The sequence below is a fragment of the Streptomyces sp. NPDC051567 genome (genome assembly GCF_044454165.1).
In the GTDB taxonomy this organism is placed as follows: domain Bacteria; phylum Actinomycetota; class Actinomycetes; order Streptomycetales; family Streptomycetaceae; genus Streptomyces.
Window position 1 is genome coordinate 192,757 of record NZ_JBITDK010000006.1, and the last position, 17,187, is coordinate 209,943.

Annotated in this window: 13 protein-coding genes; 12 read left to right on the forward strand and 1 reads right to left on the reverse strand. The window is 72.5% G+C overall.

What is annotated here, in order from left to right; genetic code table 11:
- Positions 1-47 precede the first annotated feature (47 nt).
- The 6 genes from ACIA5F_RS09985 (at position 48) to ACIA5F_RS10010 (ending at position 7,619) form a co-directional block, all read left to right on the forward strand.
- Positions 48-1,178, forward strand: coding sequence for an aminotransferase class V-fold PLP-dependent enzyme (locus tag ACIA5F_RS09985; protein WP_399351129.1), 1,131 nt, complete (start codon positions 48-50; stop codon positions 1,176-1,178).
- Positions 1,175-4,300, forward strand: a complete 3,126-nt coding sequence (locus ACIA5F_RS09990) for an AMP-binding protein (RefSeq protein ID WP_399351131.1) — start codon at positions 1,175-1,177, stop codon at positions 4,298-4,300. Before ACIA5F_RS09985 ends, ACIA5F_RS09990 begins: the two co-directional genes overlap by 4 nt.
- Positions 4,297-5,490 carry a cytochrome P450 gene (locus ACIA5F_RS09995; protein ID WP_399351133.1) on the forward strand — a complete coding sequence of 398 codons (1,194 nt, stop codon included), beginning with the start codon at positions 4,297-4,299 and terminating at the stop codon, positions 5,488-5,490. The genes ACIA5F_RS09990 and ACIA5F_RS09995 overlap by 4 nt, the downstream gene beginning before the upstream one ends.
- Before the next feature lie 94 nt (positions 5,491-5,584).
- Positions 5,585-6,025, forward strand: a complete 441-nt coding sequence (locus tag ACIA5F_RS10000; RefSeq protein ID WP_399351135.1) for a VOC family protein — start codon at positions 5,585-5,587, stop codon at positions 6,023-6,025.
- A 95-nt stretch (positions 6,026-6,120) separates the two neighbouring features.
- The gene (locus ACIA5F_RS10005; RefSeq protein ID WP_399351137.1) at positions 6,121-6,822 is read left to right on the forward strand and encodes an SDR family NAD(P)-dependent oxidoreductase; all 702 of its coding nucleotides are present in this window, start codon (positions 6,121-6,123) and stop codon (positions 6,820-6,822) included.
- A 173-nt stretch (positions 6,823-6,995) separates the two neighbouring features.
- Positions 6,996-7,619 (forward strand): hypothetical protein, encoded by a 624-nt coding sequence (locus ACIA5F_RS10010; RefSeq protein WP_399351139.1) that lies wholly within the window; start codon positions 6,996-6,998, stop codon positions 7,617-7,619.
- Here the strand turns inward: ACIA5F_RS10010 and ACIA5F_RS10015 are convergent.
- Complete coding sequence (locus ACIA5F_RS10015; RefSeq protein ID WP_399351141.1) at positions 7,520-10,726, reverse strand: phosphatidylinositol-specific phospholipase C domain-containing protein; 3,207 nt, start codon at positions 10,724-10,726, stop codon at positions 7,520-7,522. The two genes, ACIA5F_RS10010 and ACIA5F_RS10015, sit on opposite strands and share 100 nt — an antisense overlap.
- 427 nt (positions 10,727-11,153) lie before the next feature.
- Here ACIA5F_RS10015 and ACIA5F_RS10020 point away from each other — a divergent pair, with 427 nt between their 5' ends.
- From ACIA5F_RS10020 to ACIA5F_RS10045, 6 genes are all read left to right on the forward strand, one after another.
- A complete protein-coding gene (locus ACIA5F_RS10020) occupies positions 11,154-11,507 on the forward strand; it encodes a cupin domain-containing protein (protein ID WP_399351143.1) in 354 nt (117 codons plus the stop codon).
- Between the two features lie 44 nt (positions 11,508-11,551).
- On the forward strand, positions 11,552-12,580 hold the full coding sequence (locus ACIA5F_RS10025; protein ID WP_399351145.1) for an ROK family protein: 1,029 nt from the start codon (positions 11,552-11,554) through the stop codon (positions 12,578-12,580).
- Positions 12,581-12,754: 174 nt separating this feature from the next.
- Positions 12,755-14,032, forward strand: coding sequence for an aspartate aminotransferase family protein (locus tag ACIA5F_RS10030; RefSeq protein ID WP_399351147.1), 1,278 nt, complete (start codon positions 12,755-12,757; stop codon positions 14,030-14,032).
- A gap of 103 nt (positions 14,033-14,135) precedes the next feature.
- Positions 14,136-15,332, forward strand: coding sequence for a 3-dehydroquinate synthase (gene aroB, locus ACIA5F_RS10035; protein WP_399351149.1), 1,197 nt, complete (start codon positions 14,136-14,138; stop codon positions 15,330-15,332).
- A gap of 94 nt (positions 15,333-15,426) precedes the next feature.
- Positions 15,427-16,338, forward strand: coding sequence for an ROK family protein (locus ACIA5F_RS10040; RefSeq protein ID WP_399351151.1), 912 nt, complete (start codon positions 15,427-15,429; stop codon positions 16,336-16,338).
- A gap of 124 nt (positions 16,339-16,462) precedes the next feature.
- The gene (locus ACIA5F_RS10045; RefSeq protein WP_399351153.1) at positions 16,463-17,059 is read left to right on the forward strand and encodes an RICIN domain-containing protein; all 597 of its coding nucleotides are present in this window, start codon (positions 16,463-16,465) and stop codon (positions 17,057-17,059) included.
- Positions 17,060-17,187 lie beyond the last annotated feature (128 nt).

Sequence of the window (17,187 nt, forward strand, 5' to 3'; positions counted from 1 at the left end):
CGCACCACGCACACACACGAAGGATCAGGGGCAGAGCAGTGGGAGACATGATTCACCTCAACACGGCAGGGGCCGGCCTGGTACCCGCCGAGGTCCGGCAGGCCATGGCCGAGGTCCTCGACCGCGAGGCGGCGGACGGCTGCTACGAGACGGAGGAGCACTACCAGGACATCGTCGGCGACGAGGTGTACCGCCGCGTCGCCCGGGTCCTCGACGCCCCCGCCGACGACGTGGCGCTCTTCGACAGCGCCACCCGCGCGTGGTGCGCGGTGGTGCCCGGCCTCCGCCCCGGCCCCGCCGACCGGGTCTGGGTCACCCCGTACGAGTACGCGGGCAACCTCATCTCCCTGTTCAACCTGCGCGACCGCACCGGCTGCCGCGTCGAGGTCGTCCCCACCCTCCCCGGCGGAGACCTCGACCTGGAGTGGATGGCCGCGAACATCGCCGACGACGTGGCCCTGGTGTCCGTGACGCACATCCCCTCCGGCTGCGGCATCGTCAACCCGGTCGAGGAGATCGGCCGCATCCTCGCCCCCCACCGCGCGTTCTACGCCGTCGACGCCTGCCAGTCGGTCGGCCAGATCCCGGTGAGCGCCCGCCGCATCGGCTGCCAGCTCCTGACCGGGGCCGGCCGCAAGTTCCTGCGCGGCCCGCGCGGCACCGCCTTCGCCTACGTCGCCCCCGAGCTCCGTGCCGCCCTGGCGACGGACTTCCACGACCTGCACGTGGCCCGGGTCGACTCGCCCACCAGCTACCGGATCGACGACCACCGCGCCCGCTCCCTGGAACTCGCCGAACGCGGCACCGCCGCCACCGTCGGATTCAACACGGCCCTCACCCTCTTCGAGGAGGGCACCCCCTTCGACCACGAGGAGGTCTTCCAGGCCCTGCGCGCCACCGTCGAATCCACCCCGGGCACCGAGCTGATCGCCCCGGGCACCGACCAGTCGGGCATCGTCTCCTTCCGGCACGACCGGGTCCCGGCCGAGGTGATCCGGGCCCGGCTCGCCGAGCGGCGCATCAACGTCTGGAAGATCGTCGGCCACCACACACCCCTCTTCATGGCGGAACGGGGCATCGAGAGCGCGGTGCGGGCCTCCACCCACTACTACAACACCCTCGACGAGATCGACCTGTTCGGCCGGGCGCTGCGCGCGGCCGTCGGAGCCGGGGCATGAGCGGCCACCGCCCGGAGGTGCTGCACACCGCGGTCGCCCTGCGGGCCGCCGAGGACCCCGACGCCGTCGCCGTCGTCCACGGCACGCGCCGCCTGACGTACGGGGAACTGGACGCCACCGCCGACACCTGGGCCGCCGCGCTGCGCGCACACGGCGTCGCCGCCGCAGACCTGGTGCCCGTCCTGCTGCCCCGGGGCGCCGACCTGGTCACCGCGATCCTGTCGGTGCTCAAACTCGGCGCCGCGTACGCGCTCCTCGACCCCGCCTGGCCCGACCGGCGCATCCGCGAGGCCGTCGCCGAACTCGGCGCGCCACTGGCCGTCACCGACGCCGCCGGCAGCGCCCGCACAGGACTGCGGACCTGGACCCCGCCCGCCCCCACGGCCCTGCCCGTCCCGACGGCCCGGACCACGCCGGCCCGTCCCGCCGGCCCGCCGCCGTCCGGCGGTTTCCGCCCCGCCGAGAACGACCCGTCCGATCCGGCCTGCGTGTTCTTCACCTCCGGAACCACCGGACGGCCCAAGGGGGTCCTCACCCCGCACCGTGCCACCGCACGCCTGCTGCGCCCCGGCACCTTCGCCCGCTTCGGCACCGGCACGGTGATCCCCCTGGCCGCCGCCCTCCCCTGGGACGCCTTCTCGCTCGAACTGTGGGCGGCGCTGCTCAGCGGCGGCACCTCCCTGGTCGTCGACGAGCCCTACCTGTCCGGCCAGGCGATCCGCGAAGCGGTGGCCCTGCACGGCGCCGACACCCTCTGGCTCACCAGCAGCCTCCTCAACATGACCGTGGACGAGGACCCCGACGCGTTCTGCGGCCTGACCCAGGTGATGACCGGAGGCGAACGGCTCTCGGTACCGCACGTCCGCGCCTTCCTGCGCCACCACCCCGGCATCGCCCTGATCAACGGGTACGGGCCGGTGGAGAGCACCGTCTTCGCCACCACCCACCGCATCACACCGGCCGACTGCGACCGGCCCGGCGGGATACCCGTCGGCCGCCCGGTCCCCGGCACCGCGGTCCACCTCGCCGACGGGGAGATCTGCCTCTCGGGCGACGGCCTGGCCCTGCGCTACCTCGGCGACCCCCGCCTCACCGAGGAGAAGTTCCCCCACCTGCCCCTCCCGGACGGCACCTCGGTACGCGTCTACCGCACCGGCGACCTGGGCCGGCTCGACGAGGACGGCGTGCTGCACTACCTGGGCCGGGCCGACCGGCAGATCAAGATCCGCGGACACCGGATCGAACCCGCCGAGGTCGAGCGGCAGATCGAAACGCTGCTCCCCGGCGTGCGCGCCTGCCGCGTGGTGCCCCGGCGCGACACCGCCGGCACCGCCGAGGGCCTGATCGCCTTCTGCGTACCCACCCGGCCGGGCGACCCCCTCACCGGCGCGCACGGCCTCCTGCACACCACCCTCGTGCCCTACCAGCGCCCCGAAGCGGTGATCTCCCTCGACTCCTTCCCCCTGACCGCCAACGGCAAGCTGGACGAGCGGGCGCTGCTGGAGACCGCGCCGCCCGGACCGGAACCCGCCCCCCACCCCGCACCGGGTCCGCCGGACCGGCCGGCGGCCGACGAGCACCCCCTGGTGACCTTGACCGCCGACGTGTTCGCCGCCGTACTGGGCCTGCCCTCCGTCCCCCCGCACCTCCCCTTCACCGACCTCGGCGGGAACTCGCTGGCGGCCGGCCGGGCCTGCGCACGCCTCGCCGCCGCACTCGGCCGCCCCGTCCCCGTGTCGCGGCTGTACGCCGGCCCCACCGCCCGCGCCCTGGGGCAGTGGCTCGCCACCACCCCGCCACCTCCACCCGCCCCTCCCGCCGCCGAGGCGTCCGGCGTACCGCTCACCCCCATGCAGACCGGCTACCTCACCCAGCACCTCCTCGACCCACAGGACCGCTCGGCCCACTGCCTGCTGGTCTTCGCGATCGACGAAGAGAGCGCCGGGCTCGACCTGGACGCCCTCGAAGCCGCCGTCGAGGCCGTCCACGCACGCCACGAGACGCTGCGCACGGCCTACCTCCCCCACCCCCGGCCGGTCGCCCGCCCGGCCGACCTCCCGGCCCCCGTCCTGGAGCTCCTGGACCCCCGCCCGGACACCGCCACGGCGGTGGAACTGCTGCGCGCAACCCTCGGCGACCCCCTCGAACTCGGCGACGGCGAGGTGTGGCGCACCGCCCTGGTGCCGCTGGAGGGCGGCTCCCGCCAGGTGTTCGGCTGCGTCGTGCACCACATCGCCTTCGACGGCTGGTCCGAGGCGGTGCTGACCGCCGACCTCGCGACGGCCTACGACGCCGCCCTGCGCGCGACCCCCGCCGCACTCCCCGCAGGCCTCCCCCTCGCCGCCGCGGCCCGGCTGCGTACCGAACGGCTCGCCCAGAGCGACCCGGGCCGCCAGCTCGCCGTACTGGAGGCCGAACTGCGCGGCGTACCCGAACTGCGCTGGCCCGGCACCCCCGCACCGGGCCCCGCACCGGACCGCGACCGCGACAGTGCCCGCATCGAGCTGCTCCTCGACGAGGACGCCGCCGCCCGCCTGGACGCCGCCGCCGCCCGCTCCGGCGCCACCCGCTACGCCGTCCTGCTCGCGCTCTACGGCCGCCTCCTCGCCGGGATCACCGGACAGCGCGACTTCGCGGTGGGGGTGCCCGTGGCCCAACGCGACGACCCCCGGCTGCGCGACGCGGTCGGCTGCCACATCGAGATGGCCTGTCTACGGCTGCGCGGCACGGCCCTCGACGGCGGGCCGGACGCGGTCACCGAGACCGCCCGCATCCTGCGGCGGGCCTTCGCCGCCCAGGACGTCTCCTTCCACGACCTCGTACGCCACCTCAACCCGCCCCGCACCGGCCGCCCCCCGCTCTCGCAGACCCTGCTGGTGCTCCAGGACAACACCCCGGCGGAACTCCCCCTGCGCGGCCTGACCACCACCCCCCTGCGCCCGCCCTACCTCGATCTTCCCCTGGAGGTCCACACCGAGATCTGGCCCCACCCCGACGGACGCCTGCGGCTCACGGTCAGCCACCGCACCGCCACCGTGCCGCACACCGTCGCCCGCGAGCTCCTCAGGGGCCTCGCGGACCTCGTCCACACCCTTCCGCTGCCCCGAGGAGCCTCCCGATGAGCGTGCTCGCCCCCGACACCGTCAACCTCGTCGACCCCGAGCTGTACGCCACCGGCGACCCGTACCCCGTCTTCCGCCGGATGCGCGACAACAACCCGGTGAGCTGGCACGAACCCACCGAATACCCCGGCTTCTGGTCCGTGACCCGCTACGACGACATCCGCACCGTCTACAACGACGCCCGCGTCTTCAGCTCGGCCCGGGGCATCCTGCTCCGCCCCCTGGGCCACGGCCGGGACCCGGGCGGCGGCCGCACCCTGGCACTGACCGACCCGCCGCACCACAAAGCCCTGCGCACCCTGGTCGCCGACTGGTTCACCACACGCTCGGTACGCGCCCTGGAGGACGCGATGCGCGAGGCGGTCCGCGCGGTACTGGCCCGGGCGGCAGCCCTCGGCACATGCGACTTCGTCACCGACATCGCGGCACGGCTGCCGCTCTACGTCATCTGCCGGCTCATGGGCGTGCCCGCGCACGAACAGGAGATGCTCTTCACCCTCACCAGCCGGGCGTTCGGCGCCGGTGAGCCGGAGACCCGCAGCATCGCCCACCAGGAGATCATGGCCTACTTCGTCGAGCTCATGTACCGGCGGATGGACGAGCCCGCGGACGACCTGGTGAGCGCCCTGGTCAACGGCGAGGTCGACGGCGAGCTGCTCGCCGAGGAGGACGTCCTCCTCAACTGCGACAACCTCCTGGTCGGCGGCACCGAGAACGTCCGGCTCGCGGTGGCCGGCGGCATGCTGACCTTCCTTGAGCGCCCGGCGGACTGGGAGCGCCTGCGCACCGACCGCACCCTGATGCCCACCGCGATCGAGGAGGTCCTGCGCTGGACCTCCACCGCCACCCACATCATGCGCACGGTCACCGAGCCCGTGCTCCTGGGCGGTCGCCGCCTGGAACCCGGCGACCGGGTCGTCCTGTGGACCCCTTCCGCGAACCGGGACGAGCGCCACTTCGAGAACCCGGACGCGTTCGACATCGCCCGCCGCCCCAACCGGCACCTCGCCCTGGGCGCCGGCGAACACTTCTGCCTGGGGGCCATGATGACCCGTACCGAGATGCGCATCCTGTTCGAGGAACTCCTCGACTCCACGCACCGCATCGAACGGACCGGCCCCGCCGTACCGCTGCGGTCCATCGTCGTCAACGGCCTGGAGAGCCTGCCGGTGAGGATCACCACCACCTGACCCGCCGCCCCTCCCGCCCCTCCCGCCCCGCCTCCGCCCCACCGGAGGCGGCTCGTCGCGGTCCTTGTGCCGCGCGGTCCTTATGCTGGGAGACATGGCTGTTCAGCGGATGGACAATGTCGGCGTCGTCGTGGACGACCTGGACGCGGCCGTGGCGTTCTTCACCGAGCTCGGCATGGAGCTGGAGGGCAGGGCGCAGATCGAGGGCCCTTGGGCGGACCGCACGGTCGGGCTCGACGGCGTCCGGAGCGAGATCGCGATGATGCGGACCCCGGACGGCCACGGCAAGCTGGAGCTGGCCGAGTACCACGCCCCCGCCGCGTCCCGCGCCGAGCCGCGGAACCCGCCGCCCAACACGCTCGGCCTGCATCGCGTCATGTTCGCCGTCGACGACATCGACGACACCGTCGCCCGCCTGCGCGCCCACGGCGCCGAGCTCCTCGGCGAGGTCGCGCAGTACGAGAGCATCTTCCGGCTCTGCTACCTCCGGGGCCCCGCAGGCATCATCGTCGCCCTGGCCGAACAGATCGGCTGACCGGGTGCGTGTCCCGCCCGGTCAGCCGGTCCGGACCGCGCGACGGGTGAGAGGGTGGCCCGAGTGGTCCCCCGTCGGGGGAGTGAGGAGCAGCCATGACAGCGACCGGCGGTAGGACCGCTCTGATCATCGGCGCGTCACGCGGGCTGGGGTACGCGCTGGCCGCCGAGTACCTGACCCGGGGCTGGCAGGTGACCGCGACGGTGCGGGGAACCGGGCGGACCAGGTTGCACGATCTGGCCGGGTCCTCAGGTGGCCGTCTTGTCGTGGAGACGGTCGACATCACGGTTCCTGAGCAGGTCACGGCGTTGCACGACCGTCTGGCCCGGACGGTGTTCGACCTGCTGTTCGTCAACGCCGGGGTGGCCGACGACCGCGAGGAGACCGTCGCCGACGTGTCCACGGACACCTTCGTCCACCTGATGGTGACCAATGCGCTGAGCCCGATGCGCGTGGTGGAGACGCTGCGGGAACTCGTCGCCCCCGACGGCACGATCGCGGTGATGTCCTCGGGCCAGGGCAGTGTCGCCGACAACGACAAGGGCGGCTTCGAGATCTACCGGGCGAGCAAATCCGCGTTGAACCAGTTGATGCGCAGCTTCGCCGCCCGCCACGCCGACGACCCGCGCACCCTGCTGCTCATCGCGCCCGGCTGGGTGCGGACCGACCTGGGCGGCCCCGCCGCACTCCTGACGATCGACCAGAGCATCCCCGGTGTGGTCGACACGATCGAGGCCCAGGCCGCCAAGGGCGGACTGCAGTACCTGGACTACCAGGGGCGGACCGTCCGCTGGTAGCGCGCACGGTCCGCCCACACGGAGGCCCTGCTCCAGCAGCCGGCCACCGCGCTGCGACGCGCGGCCCCGGCCCCGGCCCCGGTGGCGTGATCGTTCAAGACACCCCCTCCCGCCCCGCCTCACGTGTCCGGAAGACGGCGACGGCGGCGGTGACGGCGGAAGAGGGCCCGGAGATGGACGAGTTCGCGAGCGCCAAACTGGTGGCGCTGGTCCAGCGGGCGCTGGCCGCCGAGGGCATCCAGGCCACCGCCCCGAAGGGCGCCGGGGCCCTGCTGCCCTTCGAGGCGAAGCGCCGGTTCCTGCGCGAGGTGGCGGGAGATCACGGGCTGCTGCCGCTGCTGCGGCTCGACCGGGCCGCGCACCGGCGCTGGTTCCTGCCCGTCCTCGCGGTCTTCCCGCTGAGCGGCTACGCGCTGCCGGTCCTTCCCCACCAGATGCTGCTCACGGGGTTGTCGGCGCTCCATCCCCGGCGCTGGCGGGTGATCGCCCTGACCTTCGTCACCGCGTCGGTGCTGGGAGCCTTCCTGACCGCGACCGCCGTCCGCGCGGCCGGGCCCTGGCTGCTGGAGACGGTGGGCGCCGTCGCACCCGGCCCCGAGCGCGCCCGTGGACGAGCGGACCCCGCCCCCCTGGTGCGGGGGCGGGGTCCTGTGTACCGGTGTCGGGCCGGTCCGGGCGGGCCGGACCGGTCAGTCGGTCATTCGAGCCGCCAGGTCTGGTTGCGGTCGCCGTCGCGGCAGGGCTCGGTGAGCAGCTGCGCGCCGTGGCCCTTGTTGGTCAGACACTGGTCCGTCTGACCGTCCCGGAGCTGGACCGTCCCGCCGGGGGCGTCGCGGAACACCCACTCCTGGTTGGGGTTGCCCCCGTACCCGTACTGCTGCATGCGGTTGCCCGCACGGTCCTTGTCGAGGACGAGGGTGGAACGGATGTTACGGAAGATGAACCGGTTGTCCGTGCCCCGCCGGTACATCTGCCAGCGCTGGTTGTCACCGCCGGTGTGGTCCCAGGCGAGGACCCGGGCCCCCTCGGGCTGCGCGGCGGCGCCGTCGGCGTCGACGACCTTGCCGTCGGCGGCGCTGCGGATGACCAGACCGGGGTTCTCGACCCGCCAGCCGTCCCAGATGCCCCGTCCGGAGCTGGACGGGCTGGTGTCCTTGAGCCGCCAGGCCTGGTTGCGGTCGCCGTCGCGGCAGGGCTCGGTGAGCAGCTGCGCGCCGTGGCCCTTGTTGGTCAGACACTGGTCCGTCTGACCGTCCCGGAGCTGGACGGCGCCGTCGGCCGCGTCGCGGAACACCCACTCCTGGTTGGCGTTCCCGCCGTACCCGTACTGCTGCATGCGGTTGCCCGCACGGTCCTTGTCCAGGACGAGCGTGGAACGGACGTTACGGAAGATGAACCGGTTGTCCGTACCCCGCCGGTACATCTGCCAGCGCTGGTTGTCACCGCCACTGCGGTCCCAGGCGACGACCCGGGCCCCTTCGGGCTGCGGGGCGGCGGCGTCCGCGTCGACGACCTTGCCGTCGGTCACGCTCTCGATCGTGAGGCTCGGGTTCTCCACCCGCCAGCCGTCCCAGCCGCCGTTGCCGGGCTTGGAGCCGGCGGCGTCCTCCAGCCGCCAGATCTGGGAGCGGTCGCCGTCGCGGCAGGGTTCGGCCGTCATCCGGGCGCCGTGGCCCTTGTTGGTCAGACAGCGGTCGGTCCGGCCGTCGCGGATCTGGATCGCGCCGCCGGGGGCGTCACGGAACACCCATTCCTGGTTGGGGTTACCGCCGTAGCCGTACTGCTGCATCGTGCTGGTGGCGTCGTCCTTGTCGAGGACGAGCGTGGAGCCGATGTTACGGAAGACGAACCGGTTCTCCTGGCCCCGCCGGTACATCTGCCAGCGCTGGTTGGCGCCGCCGTGGTAGTCCCAGGTGTTGACCCGGGAACCCTCGGGCTGCACGGCGGCGGCGTCCGCGTCGACGACCTTGCCGTCGGCGGCGCTGCGGATGAGCACCCCCGGGCTCTCGACGCGCCACGCGTCCCAGACTCCGCCACCGGAGCCGTTGGGCGGGGTGGACTTCACCGGGTTCTGCCCGCCGAGGTCGGTGACGGCGACATAGTCGACGACCATCTGGGCCGGCATGTCACCCAGGTTGACGGTCCCGCCCAGGTTGCCGCCGACGGCCAGGTTGAGGATGAGGAAGAACGGCTTGTCGAACACCCAGGGGTTGCCGCGCAGGTCAGCGCGCTCGACGCTGAGGTACGGCTGCCCGTCCAGGAACCAGGTGATCCGGTCCGGTCCCCATTCGATGCCGTACGTGTGGAACGCGTCGCTCAGCAGCTGCGGGTGGACGATCGAGCGGCCGATGCTGCCGCCGCCGCTGTAGCCGGGGCCGTGCACGGTGCCCAGCAGCCGGGCGCCGTCGTTGCCGACGTTCTCCATGATGTCGATCTCGCCGGAGGCCGGCCAGCCCGTCGAACCGAAGTCCTCACCGAGCATCCAGAAGGCCGGCCAGACGCCGCGCCCCGCCGGAACCTTGACCCTGGCCTCGATCCGGCCGTACTTCGCGCTCACCTTCCCGGCCGTGTTCAGCCGGGCCGAGGTCACCTCGCAGGGCCCGTAGTGGCACTGGAGGCCGGCGACGTTGTCCCGCCGGGCGGTGATCACCAGATTGCCGTGGCCGTCCAGCCGGGCGTTCTCCGGGCGGTTGGTGTAGTGCTGGCGCTCGTTGTTGCCCCAGCCGTGACCGCCGGTCTCCATCTGCCACGAATTCCCGGACGGGGACGCTCCGGCGGCGCCGGAGAAGTCCTCGGACCAGCGCGTACCGGACGGCACGCGCGGCGGCAGCGGGGCGTTGGCGGCGAGGATCGAGTCGATGAGGCCGCTGCCGGGGAAGTCCGTCATCACCACACCGGTACGGCGCGCGTTGCCGTTGCGGAGGTACTCCATCGCGAAGTCGTTGACCCCGCGGATACCGGGTGTGCCCCCGGCGACGCTGTACGGATAGGCCCCCATGCTGGCACCGCTGAGGAAGTTGAGGTACAGGCTGTTCTGGTCGCCGTCCGCGTTGGTCCGCTCGAAGTGGCTCTGCGCCTTGCCCCACTTCTCGTCGATGTCGAAGATCGTGGGGACGTTGTAGTCGTCCTGGATGTACTGGCCGTTGCCGTCGGAGGTGAGCGGGGTCAGGCCCAGCCCGCCGAAGAAGCCGCCCGACGGCCCGCGGAAGCGGGTGAGGACGACCTTGCCGCGCGTCTGGCCCAGGGTGGGCGTGGCGATGGAGCCGTTCCCGGACACCGACGGGTGGTACAGGACGTCCCGGTTGGGGTCGCTGTCACGGTAGCTGTCGAAGATCCGCCGCCGGTCGTCCCCGGTGGTGGTGCTGGGGCTGTCGGTGCAGGAACCCAGCGATCCGGTGCACTCGGCCTTCAGGTCGAGCAGCACGGTCTCGGTGGGGTGCGCGGCCAGGAACGTCTTCAGTACGCGCAGCACATCGGCGAAGTTGGCCTGCTGGTAGAAGACACCGTGGTGGATGGTGAACGCGTTGTCGATGACGCGCACCCGGATGTCGATGGCGCGCACACCGGCGTCGAGCTGCGCCTTGAGGGTGGCGCCGCTGACGCCGTGGTCCTCCTGGGTGGCCACCAGGTCGCCGCCCCGGATGGAGAGGGTGTCGTGCGTACCGGGTATGGAGAGCCGGCCCAGGGACGTGGCGTCGCTGATCTTGCCCATCCAGTCGGGGTTGCTGGTGTCCCCGAGGCTCTGGTAGTAGGGCGTGCGCCGTGCGGCCTCGGCCGTGTCGGGGGCCAGTACCTCGACCACGAATCCGAGGACCATGGTGAAGGCGAGGACCGCCGCGCATCTGCGGCGGAATCGCCCGAGGGTACCCGGCGGGGTCTCACGCCGGTTCTGATGTCGTCTCAATTCCCCTGTGCTCCTGACGGGTTCAAGCAGGTTTCGCATGGGTCCCGTTGTTACGGGACAGGTGAATTGTCCCACCGATCCCTTCACTCCCGACACGTCCATGACAGAAAAGTGCCGTTTGCCGGAAAGGTGGGGAGCTACCGGAACCTGCTGGTGAGAGCCGGTGCGCGCGCCCGGCGCCGCACCCGCACCCGCACCCGCGCACGGTGACTTCCTGCGTGGCTTTCCGCGGCCGGGACAGGTCCGCCCCGGCGAAGGGCGCTGTCGCGCAAGACCGCCGAACCGGCCGGACCCGGAGCGCGCTGAGCGGAGGATCGACAGGTCAGCGCGGGTTCGCCCCTGTTTTTCCCGTGCCTGAAACGGCCTGTTGCTCTGTGTGCGCCTCTCCTTACCATCGGTCTGAGTCTGCGGGGAGGCCGGTTTGGACGTGCGTCGCGTACGTAATGTGTTCCGGGACGAGTTACGCCGGGTCGAGCAGTGCCACGGGGGTGTCGGTCACGTCCATGTCTTCCGTCCTTTCGAACGGGCGGCGGACGGCCGCCAGGTGGACTTCATCGACCTGGCCGTCGTGCCGCCCGGCTCGGCCATCGGTCTTCACCGTCATGGGGACGACGAGGAGTGGTACGTACTCCTGGAGGGCACGGCCACCATGCTGCTGGACGGCGAGGAGTTCCCCGTCTCGGCGGGAGACATCGTCGTCAACCGCCCCTTCGGAGAACACGGCCTGCGCAACGACTCCTCCCGGGACGTGCGCCTCTTCGTCTTCCAGGCCGGCCGTTGAGGGGCACGGGCCCGCATGCGCCGCCCCTCTACCTGGTCGTGGACATGGGCGGTACGAACCTGCGCGTCGGGTGGGCCGAGGCCGGTTCCGCCACGGTGCTCGGTGTACGGCGCGAAGCGGTGGAGGGCATCGCACGGTTCCCGGCCGCACCGGTCGAGGAGCTCCAGGCACGCGTCGTGGACCAGCTCGTGCGCGTCCTGCGCGAGCGGCTGCGGGCCGCGCCCCGGCGTCCCTCGGCCCTGGCGGTCGCGTTCGCCGGCCCGGTCGGCCGGACCGGGGTGGTCACCGACGCGCCCACGGTCTGGGGACGGCGCGGCCCGGCACTGCCCCTGGCGGAGATCCTCGGCAGGGAGACCGGAGTCCCCGCGCGGGTGCTGAACGATGTCACCGCCGCCGGCTGGCGCTACATGGCCCCGGCACCCGAGGAGGAGGACGAGGAGGAGGACGAGGACTTCTTCTGCATGGTGACGGTGAGTTCCGGGGTGGGGAACAAGCTCTTCCGGCACGGCGAGGTGGTGGTTCCCGAGGACGGGCGGGGCGGCGAGATCGGGCACCTGCGGGTGGACTTCACCCCCGACGCTCCCCGCTGTGACTGCGGGGAACCGGGGCATCTCGGAGCGATCGCCTCCGGACGCGGGGCCCTGAACGCCACGGTGGCCCTGGCCCGCCGGCGCCCCCGCGCCTTCGCCCGCTCCACGCTGTACGCCGCCTGCGGTGGTGAGGCCACCCGGCTGACGGCCCACCAGGTGGCGACCGGACTGCGTGGCGGCGACGGCTTCGCCGTACGCGCCGTAACCCCCGGAGCAGGTCACCTCGCCCGGGTGCTGGCCGCCGTGCACGCGGCCGTGGGGGTGCGGCGGTTCGTCGTCATGGGAGGGTTCGCCCGCGCGGCCGGGCCCGGGTACCTGCGTCTCCTCGGCGAGGAGATGAGCCGGGCCGGGGGGCTCGGCGCCGCACCCGGCGACATCGCGGCCATGCTCCACGCGGCGGCACCGGACGACGACGACGGACTGATCGGCTGTGCCCGCTACCTGCACCACCACCTGGGCCGTCCGTCCGCCGCCGCGTTCTGACGCCCTGTTCCGCCGCCCTGTTCTGACGCCGCGTTCCGCCGCCGTGTTCCGGCGCCCCCGCTTCCGTCCCCCGCTTCCGTCCCTCGTTTCCCCTGTTCCCCACCGACCCCCGCCGTTCCCCACCCGCCGTTTCCCCGCCGTGGGTGAAGGCCGTACGCCGAAGTGAGGTCACCCATGCCCGTACCCGCCGACCCGCACGATGTCTCCTACCACGAACTGGGCCCCGACCTGCTGGTCAGGGGCGAGGGGATACGGGTCTGGGACGACCGGGGACGTGAGTTCCTGGACTGTGTCTCCGGTACGTTCAATCTTCTTCTGGGGCACAACCACCCGGCCGTCGTCACGGCCGTCAAGGAGCAGTCCGAACACCTCATCTTCGCCAGCTCCGCGTTCCAGACGGCCCCGACCAACCGGGTGATGCAACTCCTGGCGGAGCTCACACCGCCCAACCTCACCCGGGTCAACCTCCGCAGTTGCAGCGGGTCGACGGCGAACGAGGGCGCGATCAAGATCGCCCAGTTGTACACGGGACACCGGGACGTCGTGGTGCCGTTCCGCGGTCAGGTCGGGCAGTCGCTCGCGGCGACGGCGTACAACGGCCTCGCACGGATGCGCGCCCCGTTCCCCCAGCACCACCCCGGCGCCCTGCACGTCCCCGATCCGTACTGCCGGCGCTGCTTCTACCGCCAGCACCCCGACAGTTGCGGCCTGTGGTGCGTGGACCGCATCGACGACTTCCTGACCTACGCGGGATCGGGCAGCACCGCGTGCCTGATCATCGAACCGATCAGCGGGGTCGGCGGCAACATCGTCCCCCCGCCCGGATATCTGCAACGGCTGAGGGAGTTCTGCACCGAACGCGGGATCGTGCTGATCTTCGACGAGATGCAGACCGCTTTCGGCCGGACCGGGGAGCTGTTCGCCGCCGACCACTTCGGCGTCCGGCCGGACATCATGACGGTGTCCAAGGGACTGACCGGCTCAGGTCTCGCGCTGGCCGCCGTCATCACCGAGGAACGGTTTGTCGGCATGGACCGTTCCCTGCACGGATTCACCTACGGCGGTCACACGCTGGCCGCGGCTGCCGCGGCGGTCACCTTGGACATCGTGCGCCGACCGGAGTTCCTCGCCCAGGTGCGCGAGGTCGGCGCCCTGCTCCTCGACCGGCTGCTGAAGCTCAAGGACGAGCATCCCCGCGTCTTCGACGTCCGTGGGGTCGGTCTCATGCTCGGCATCGAGATGGCCGAGCCCGATGGAACGCGCTCGTCACCGCTCGCGCACGCCCTGCACCGGGCCCTGTCCGAACGCTTCGTCATCACCCGCGTGTCGGAGCACGGCCAGGGCAACGTCATCGAGCTGAGGCCGCCGCTGATCCTCACCGCGCAGGACGCCCACCTGATCGCCGACCGGTTCGGCGAGGCCCTGGCCTCCCTGCCGCGCGCGGTGCGCTGACCCCCAGGTCCGCGGCCCCGCCGCCACGGCCCCGACCGCGGCCCCCACCACGGCCCCCGCCACGGTCCACCGCTCCCCGCCGACGCCGCCACGAGAGGGAACCATGAGCCTGCCCCCCGGCATCCACGTGATCCACGACGCCATCGCGCTTCCGGCGCCCCACGACACCGTCCGCGCCCGGGCCGTGCACCGGGCCGAGTACCCGGTGGTGTTCGCGGACAGCGTGGAGGAAGCGGTGAAGCACCTCCGCACCGTCGTCCCGGACCAGCGGATCGCCCTCGTCACGGACGACACCGTCGCCGCACTGCACGGCCGGGAACTGCGCGAGGAACTCCACCGGCAGGGCGTGGAGACCACGGTGACCACCATCGCGCCCGGCGAGGCGAGCAAGACCCTGCGCACGGCCGAACGCCTGCTCGACTGGCTGGCGGGCAGCCGTATGCGCCGCCGGGACGTACTCGTCGCCTTCGGCGGCGGGGTGGTCATCGACACCGCGGGCTGGGTCGCCAGCGCCTACATGCGCGGCATGCCGTACGTGAACCTGCCGACCACCCTGCTGGCGGGCGTCGACGCGGCCCTGGGCGGAAAGGTGGCGGTCGACCATCCGCAGGCCAAGAACCTGATCGGGGCCTTCCACCAGCCGACCGCGGTCATCGCCGCCACCCCGTGGCTGTCCACGCTGCCCGCCCGGCACGTCCGGGCCGGACTCGCCGAAGCCGTCAAGAAAGGTGTCATCGCCTCTCCCGCCCTCTTTGAGCTGATAGAACGAGACCTTCCCGAGATCCTGGCGCTGGAGCCGTCGACGCTGCGCCGCCTCGTGCACGGCGCCGCCACGGTCAAGTGCGCGCTCATCGACCGCGATCCGTACGAGGAGGACCTGCGACGCCCACTGAACTTCGGGCACACCATCGGCCACGCCGTCGAGACGGTCACCGGGTACGGTCCCGTCCTCCACGGAGAGGCCGTCGCGTTCGGCATGGCCTGTGCCGCGCGGATCTCCCTCGGCCGCGGCTGGATGACCGGTACCGCGTCCACGCGTCTGCTGACCGTACTCCGACGGGCCGGCCTCCCGTGCGACCGGGCACAACTCCCCGCGCCCGCCGACCCCGGGGCGGTGCTCGCGGCGCTTGAGAAGATCCGGCTCATCCGTGACGGCCGACTGCGTTTCGTCCTGCCCACCGACATCGGCACCAGCGCCATCACCGACGACGTGACCGACGACGAGATACGACAGGCCCTCAGCTGGTCACCCGACCCGGACCCGGACCCGCGCACCGCCCGGCGGAACACGGCCCCCTGACCGGCCCCCTGACCGGGCCCCGCGCCTCCCCGCCCCGCCTCCCGCCCCGTCCCCCTCCCTCGTTCGCTTCCTCGCTCCCTCCGCAGGAGACCCCATGGTGGAAGAAGCCATCGGCATCGATGTCGGCGGCACCAAGACCCTCGCCCTCCGTGTCCGGCCCGACGGAACCGTCACCGCACGCGTCCGCGAGCCCACGCCCCGCACCGGGTCCCGCGCTCTCCTGCTACTGCTGGCCGGCCTCGCCGACCGCCTGCGCACACCGGTCACCTCCGCCGTCGGGGTGGCACTGCCCGGACTGGTCGAGACCACCACCGGCGTGCTGCGGCACGCCCCCGGCTTCCGCTGCGACGACCTCGCCGTCGGCGGCCTGATGGAGGAGGCGACCGGACTTCCGGTGCGCACCGACAACGACGCGCGTGCGGCGGCGTGGGCCGAGTACCGGGTCGGTGCCGGGCGTGGGCACGACGATGTCGTCGTGATCACGGCCGGGACCGGATGGGGATGCGGTGTCGTCATCGGCGGACGCCTCCTGAGGGGGACTCACGGCTTCGCGTGCGAGGTGGGGCATCTGTTCGTCGATCCGCAGGGCCCCGCCTGCTACTGCGGCCGGCACGGCTGTGCCGAGGTGAGCGCCAGTGGAGGGGCCATCAGCCACCACGGTCGGGCGGCGGGTTTCGCGGACGGCGAGTCGGTGACCCGGGCCGCCCACGACGGCGACCGCGAAGCCCTGCGCATCCTGCGCACCGTCGGTACCGCGCTGGGACGAGGCGCCGCCACACTGGTCGACCTCCTGGACCCGGCCGTCGTCATCGTGGGCGGCGGGGCCGCCGAAGCCGGAGACCTGCTCCTCGCACCCGCGCGCACGGCGATGCGCGAAGCCCTGACCGCGTCACGACGCCGACCGCACATCCCGCCCGTGGTCACCGCGGCGCTGGGCAACGACGCGGGCGCGACCGGCATCGCCCTCCTCGCCCTCGACCCGCGCCCCCCGCAACCCCGGGATTGAACCGACGCGCCCTCCCCGCCCCGATCGCCCCGGCCCCCCGGCGGCGGCCCGTACCGCCTTCTCCTGTTTCCCCTGCTTCTCCTGTTTCCACCGCTTCCACGACCTTTGACGGAGTGTGCTGCTCATGTCTCTTTCGTGTTCCCGCGGGCCCGCCGCCCGTGGTCTCGTCCTGATCGTTCTCGCCGCCCTCGGGCTCAGTACCGCACCCGCCGCCGGGGCCGCGCCCGCGCAGGCGGCGTCCCAGGCCCCGCCGGGGCCCGGCACCTACACCGTCAGCGCCCTGCACTCCGGGAAATGTCTCGGTCCCCGGGACGCCTCGGACTACGCGCAGATCGTGCAGCAGCCCTGCGACGGACGCGCCTCCCAGCGCGTCACCCTCGTCCCCGCCACCGGCTACCGGCCGAACACCTTCCGGTTCAAGCTGGACTCCGGCATGTGCTGGGAGGTCCACAACGACGACAAGGACCCCTACACGCCCATCGTCCAGCGCCCCTGCCGCAGCGGTTGGTACCAGTGGTTCGACCTCCACGACGACTGGCACCCCTGGGCCGGCAGCGTCATCCGCACCAACACCGGCGGCTGGACCGACCGCGACCGCTGGCGCGTCCTCCACGTCCACAACGCCTCGGTCGCCGACAACACCCACCTCATCCAGTACGCCCCGCACAACTGGCACGGCACCGGCGCCAGGAACGACACCTTCCTCTTCCACCCCGCCTGACCCACCCGATCCCACACCCGCCTGACCTGCGAGGACGGGAGGGGGACCCGTACGGATTCCTCGGCCTCCACCTCCACCGCGAAGGCTGCCCCACCCCCCTCCCCTGGCCCTGACCTCTCACGCCGACA

Bases quoted from the DNA above. Each gene is read 5' to 3' on its own strand.
- ACIA5F_RS10000 (WP_399351135.1), top strand. From the start codon at position 5,585: ATGGCTGTTCAGCGGATGGACAATGTCGGCGTCGTCGTGGACGACCTG.
- ACIA5F_RS10025 (WP_399351145.1), top strand. From the start codon at position 11,552: ATGGGCGGTACGAACCTGCGCGTCGGGTGGGCCGAGGCCGGTTCCGCC.
- ACIA5F_RS10005 (WP_399351137.1), top strand. From the start codon at position 6,121: ATGACAGCGACCGGCGGTAGGACCGCTCTGATCATCGGCGCGTCACGC.
- ACIA5F_RS10045 (WP_399351153.1), top strand. From the start codon at position 16,463: ATGTCTCTTTCGTGTTCCCGCGGGCCCGCCGCCCGTGGTCTCGTCCTG.
- ACIA5F_RS09990 (WP_399351131.1), top strand. From the start codon at position 1,175: ATGAGCGGCCACCGCCCGGAGGTGCTGCACACCGCGGTCGCCCTGCGG.
- ACIA5F_RS09995 (WP_399351133.1), top strand. From the start codon at position 4,297: ATGAGCGTGCTCGCCCCCGACACCGTCAACCTCGTCGACCCCGAGCTG.
- aroB (WP_399351149.1), top strand. From the start codon at position 14,136: ATGAGCCTGCCCCCCGGCATCCACGTGATCCACGACGCCATCGCGCTT.
- ACIA5F_RS09985 (WP_399351129.1), top strand. From the start codon at position 48: ATGATTCACCTCAACACGGCAGGGGCCGGCCTGGTACCCGCCGAGGTC.
- ACIA5F_RS10040 (WP_399351151.1), top strand. From the start codon at position 15,427: ATGGTGGAAGAAGCCATCGGCATCGATGTCGGCGGCACCAAGACCCTC.
- ACIA5F_RS10010 (WP_399351139.1), top strand. From the start codon at position 6,996: ATGGACGAGTTCGCGAGCGCCAAACTGGTGGCGCTGGTCCAGCGGGCG.
- ACIA5F_RS10030 (WP_399351147.1), top strand. From the start codon at position 12,755: ATGCCCGTACCCGCCGACCCGCACGATGTCTCCTACCACGAACTGGGC.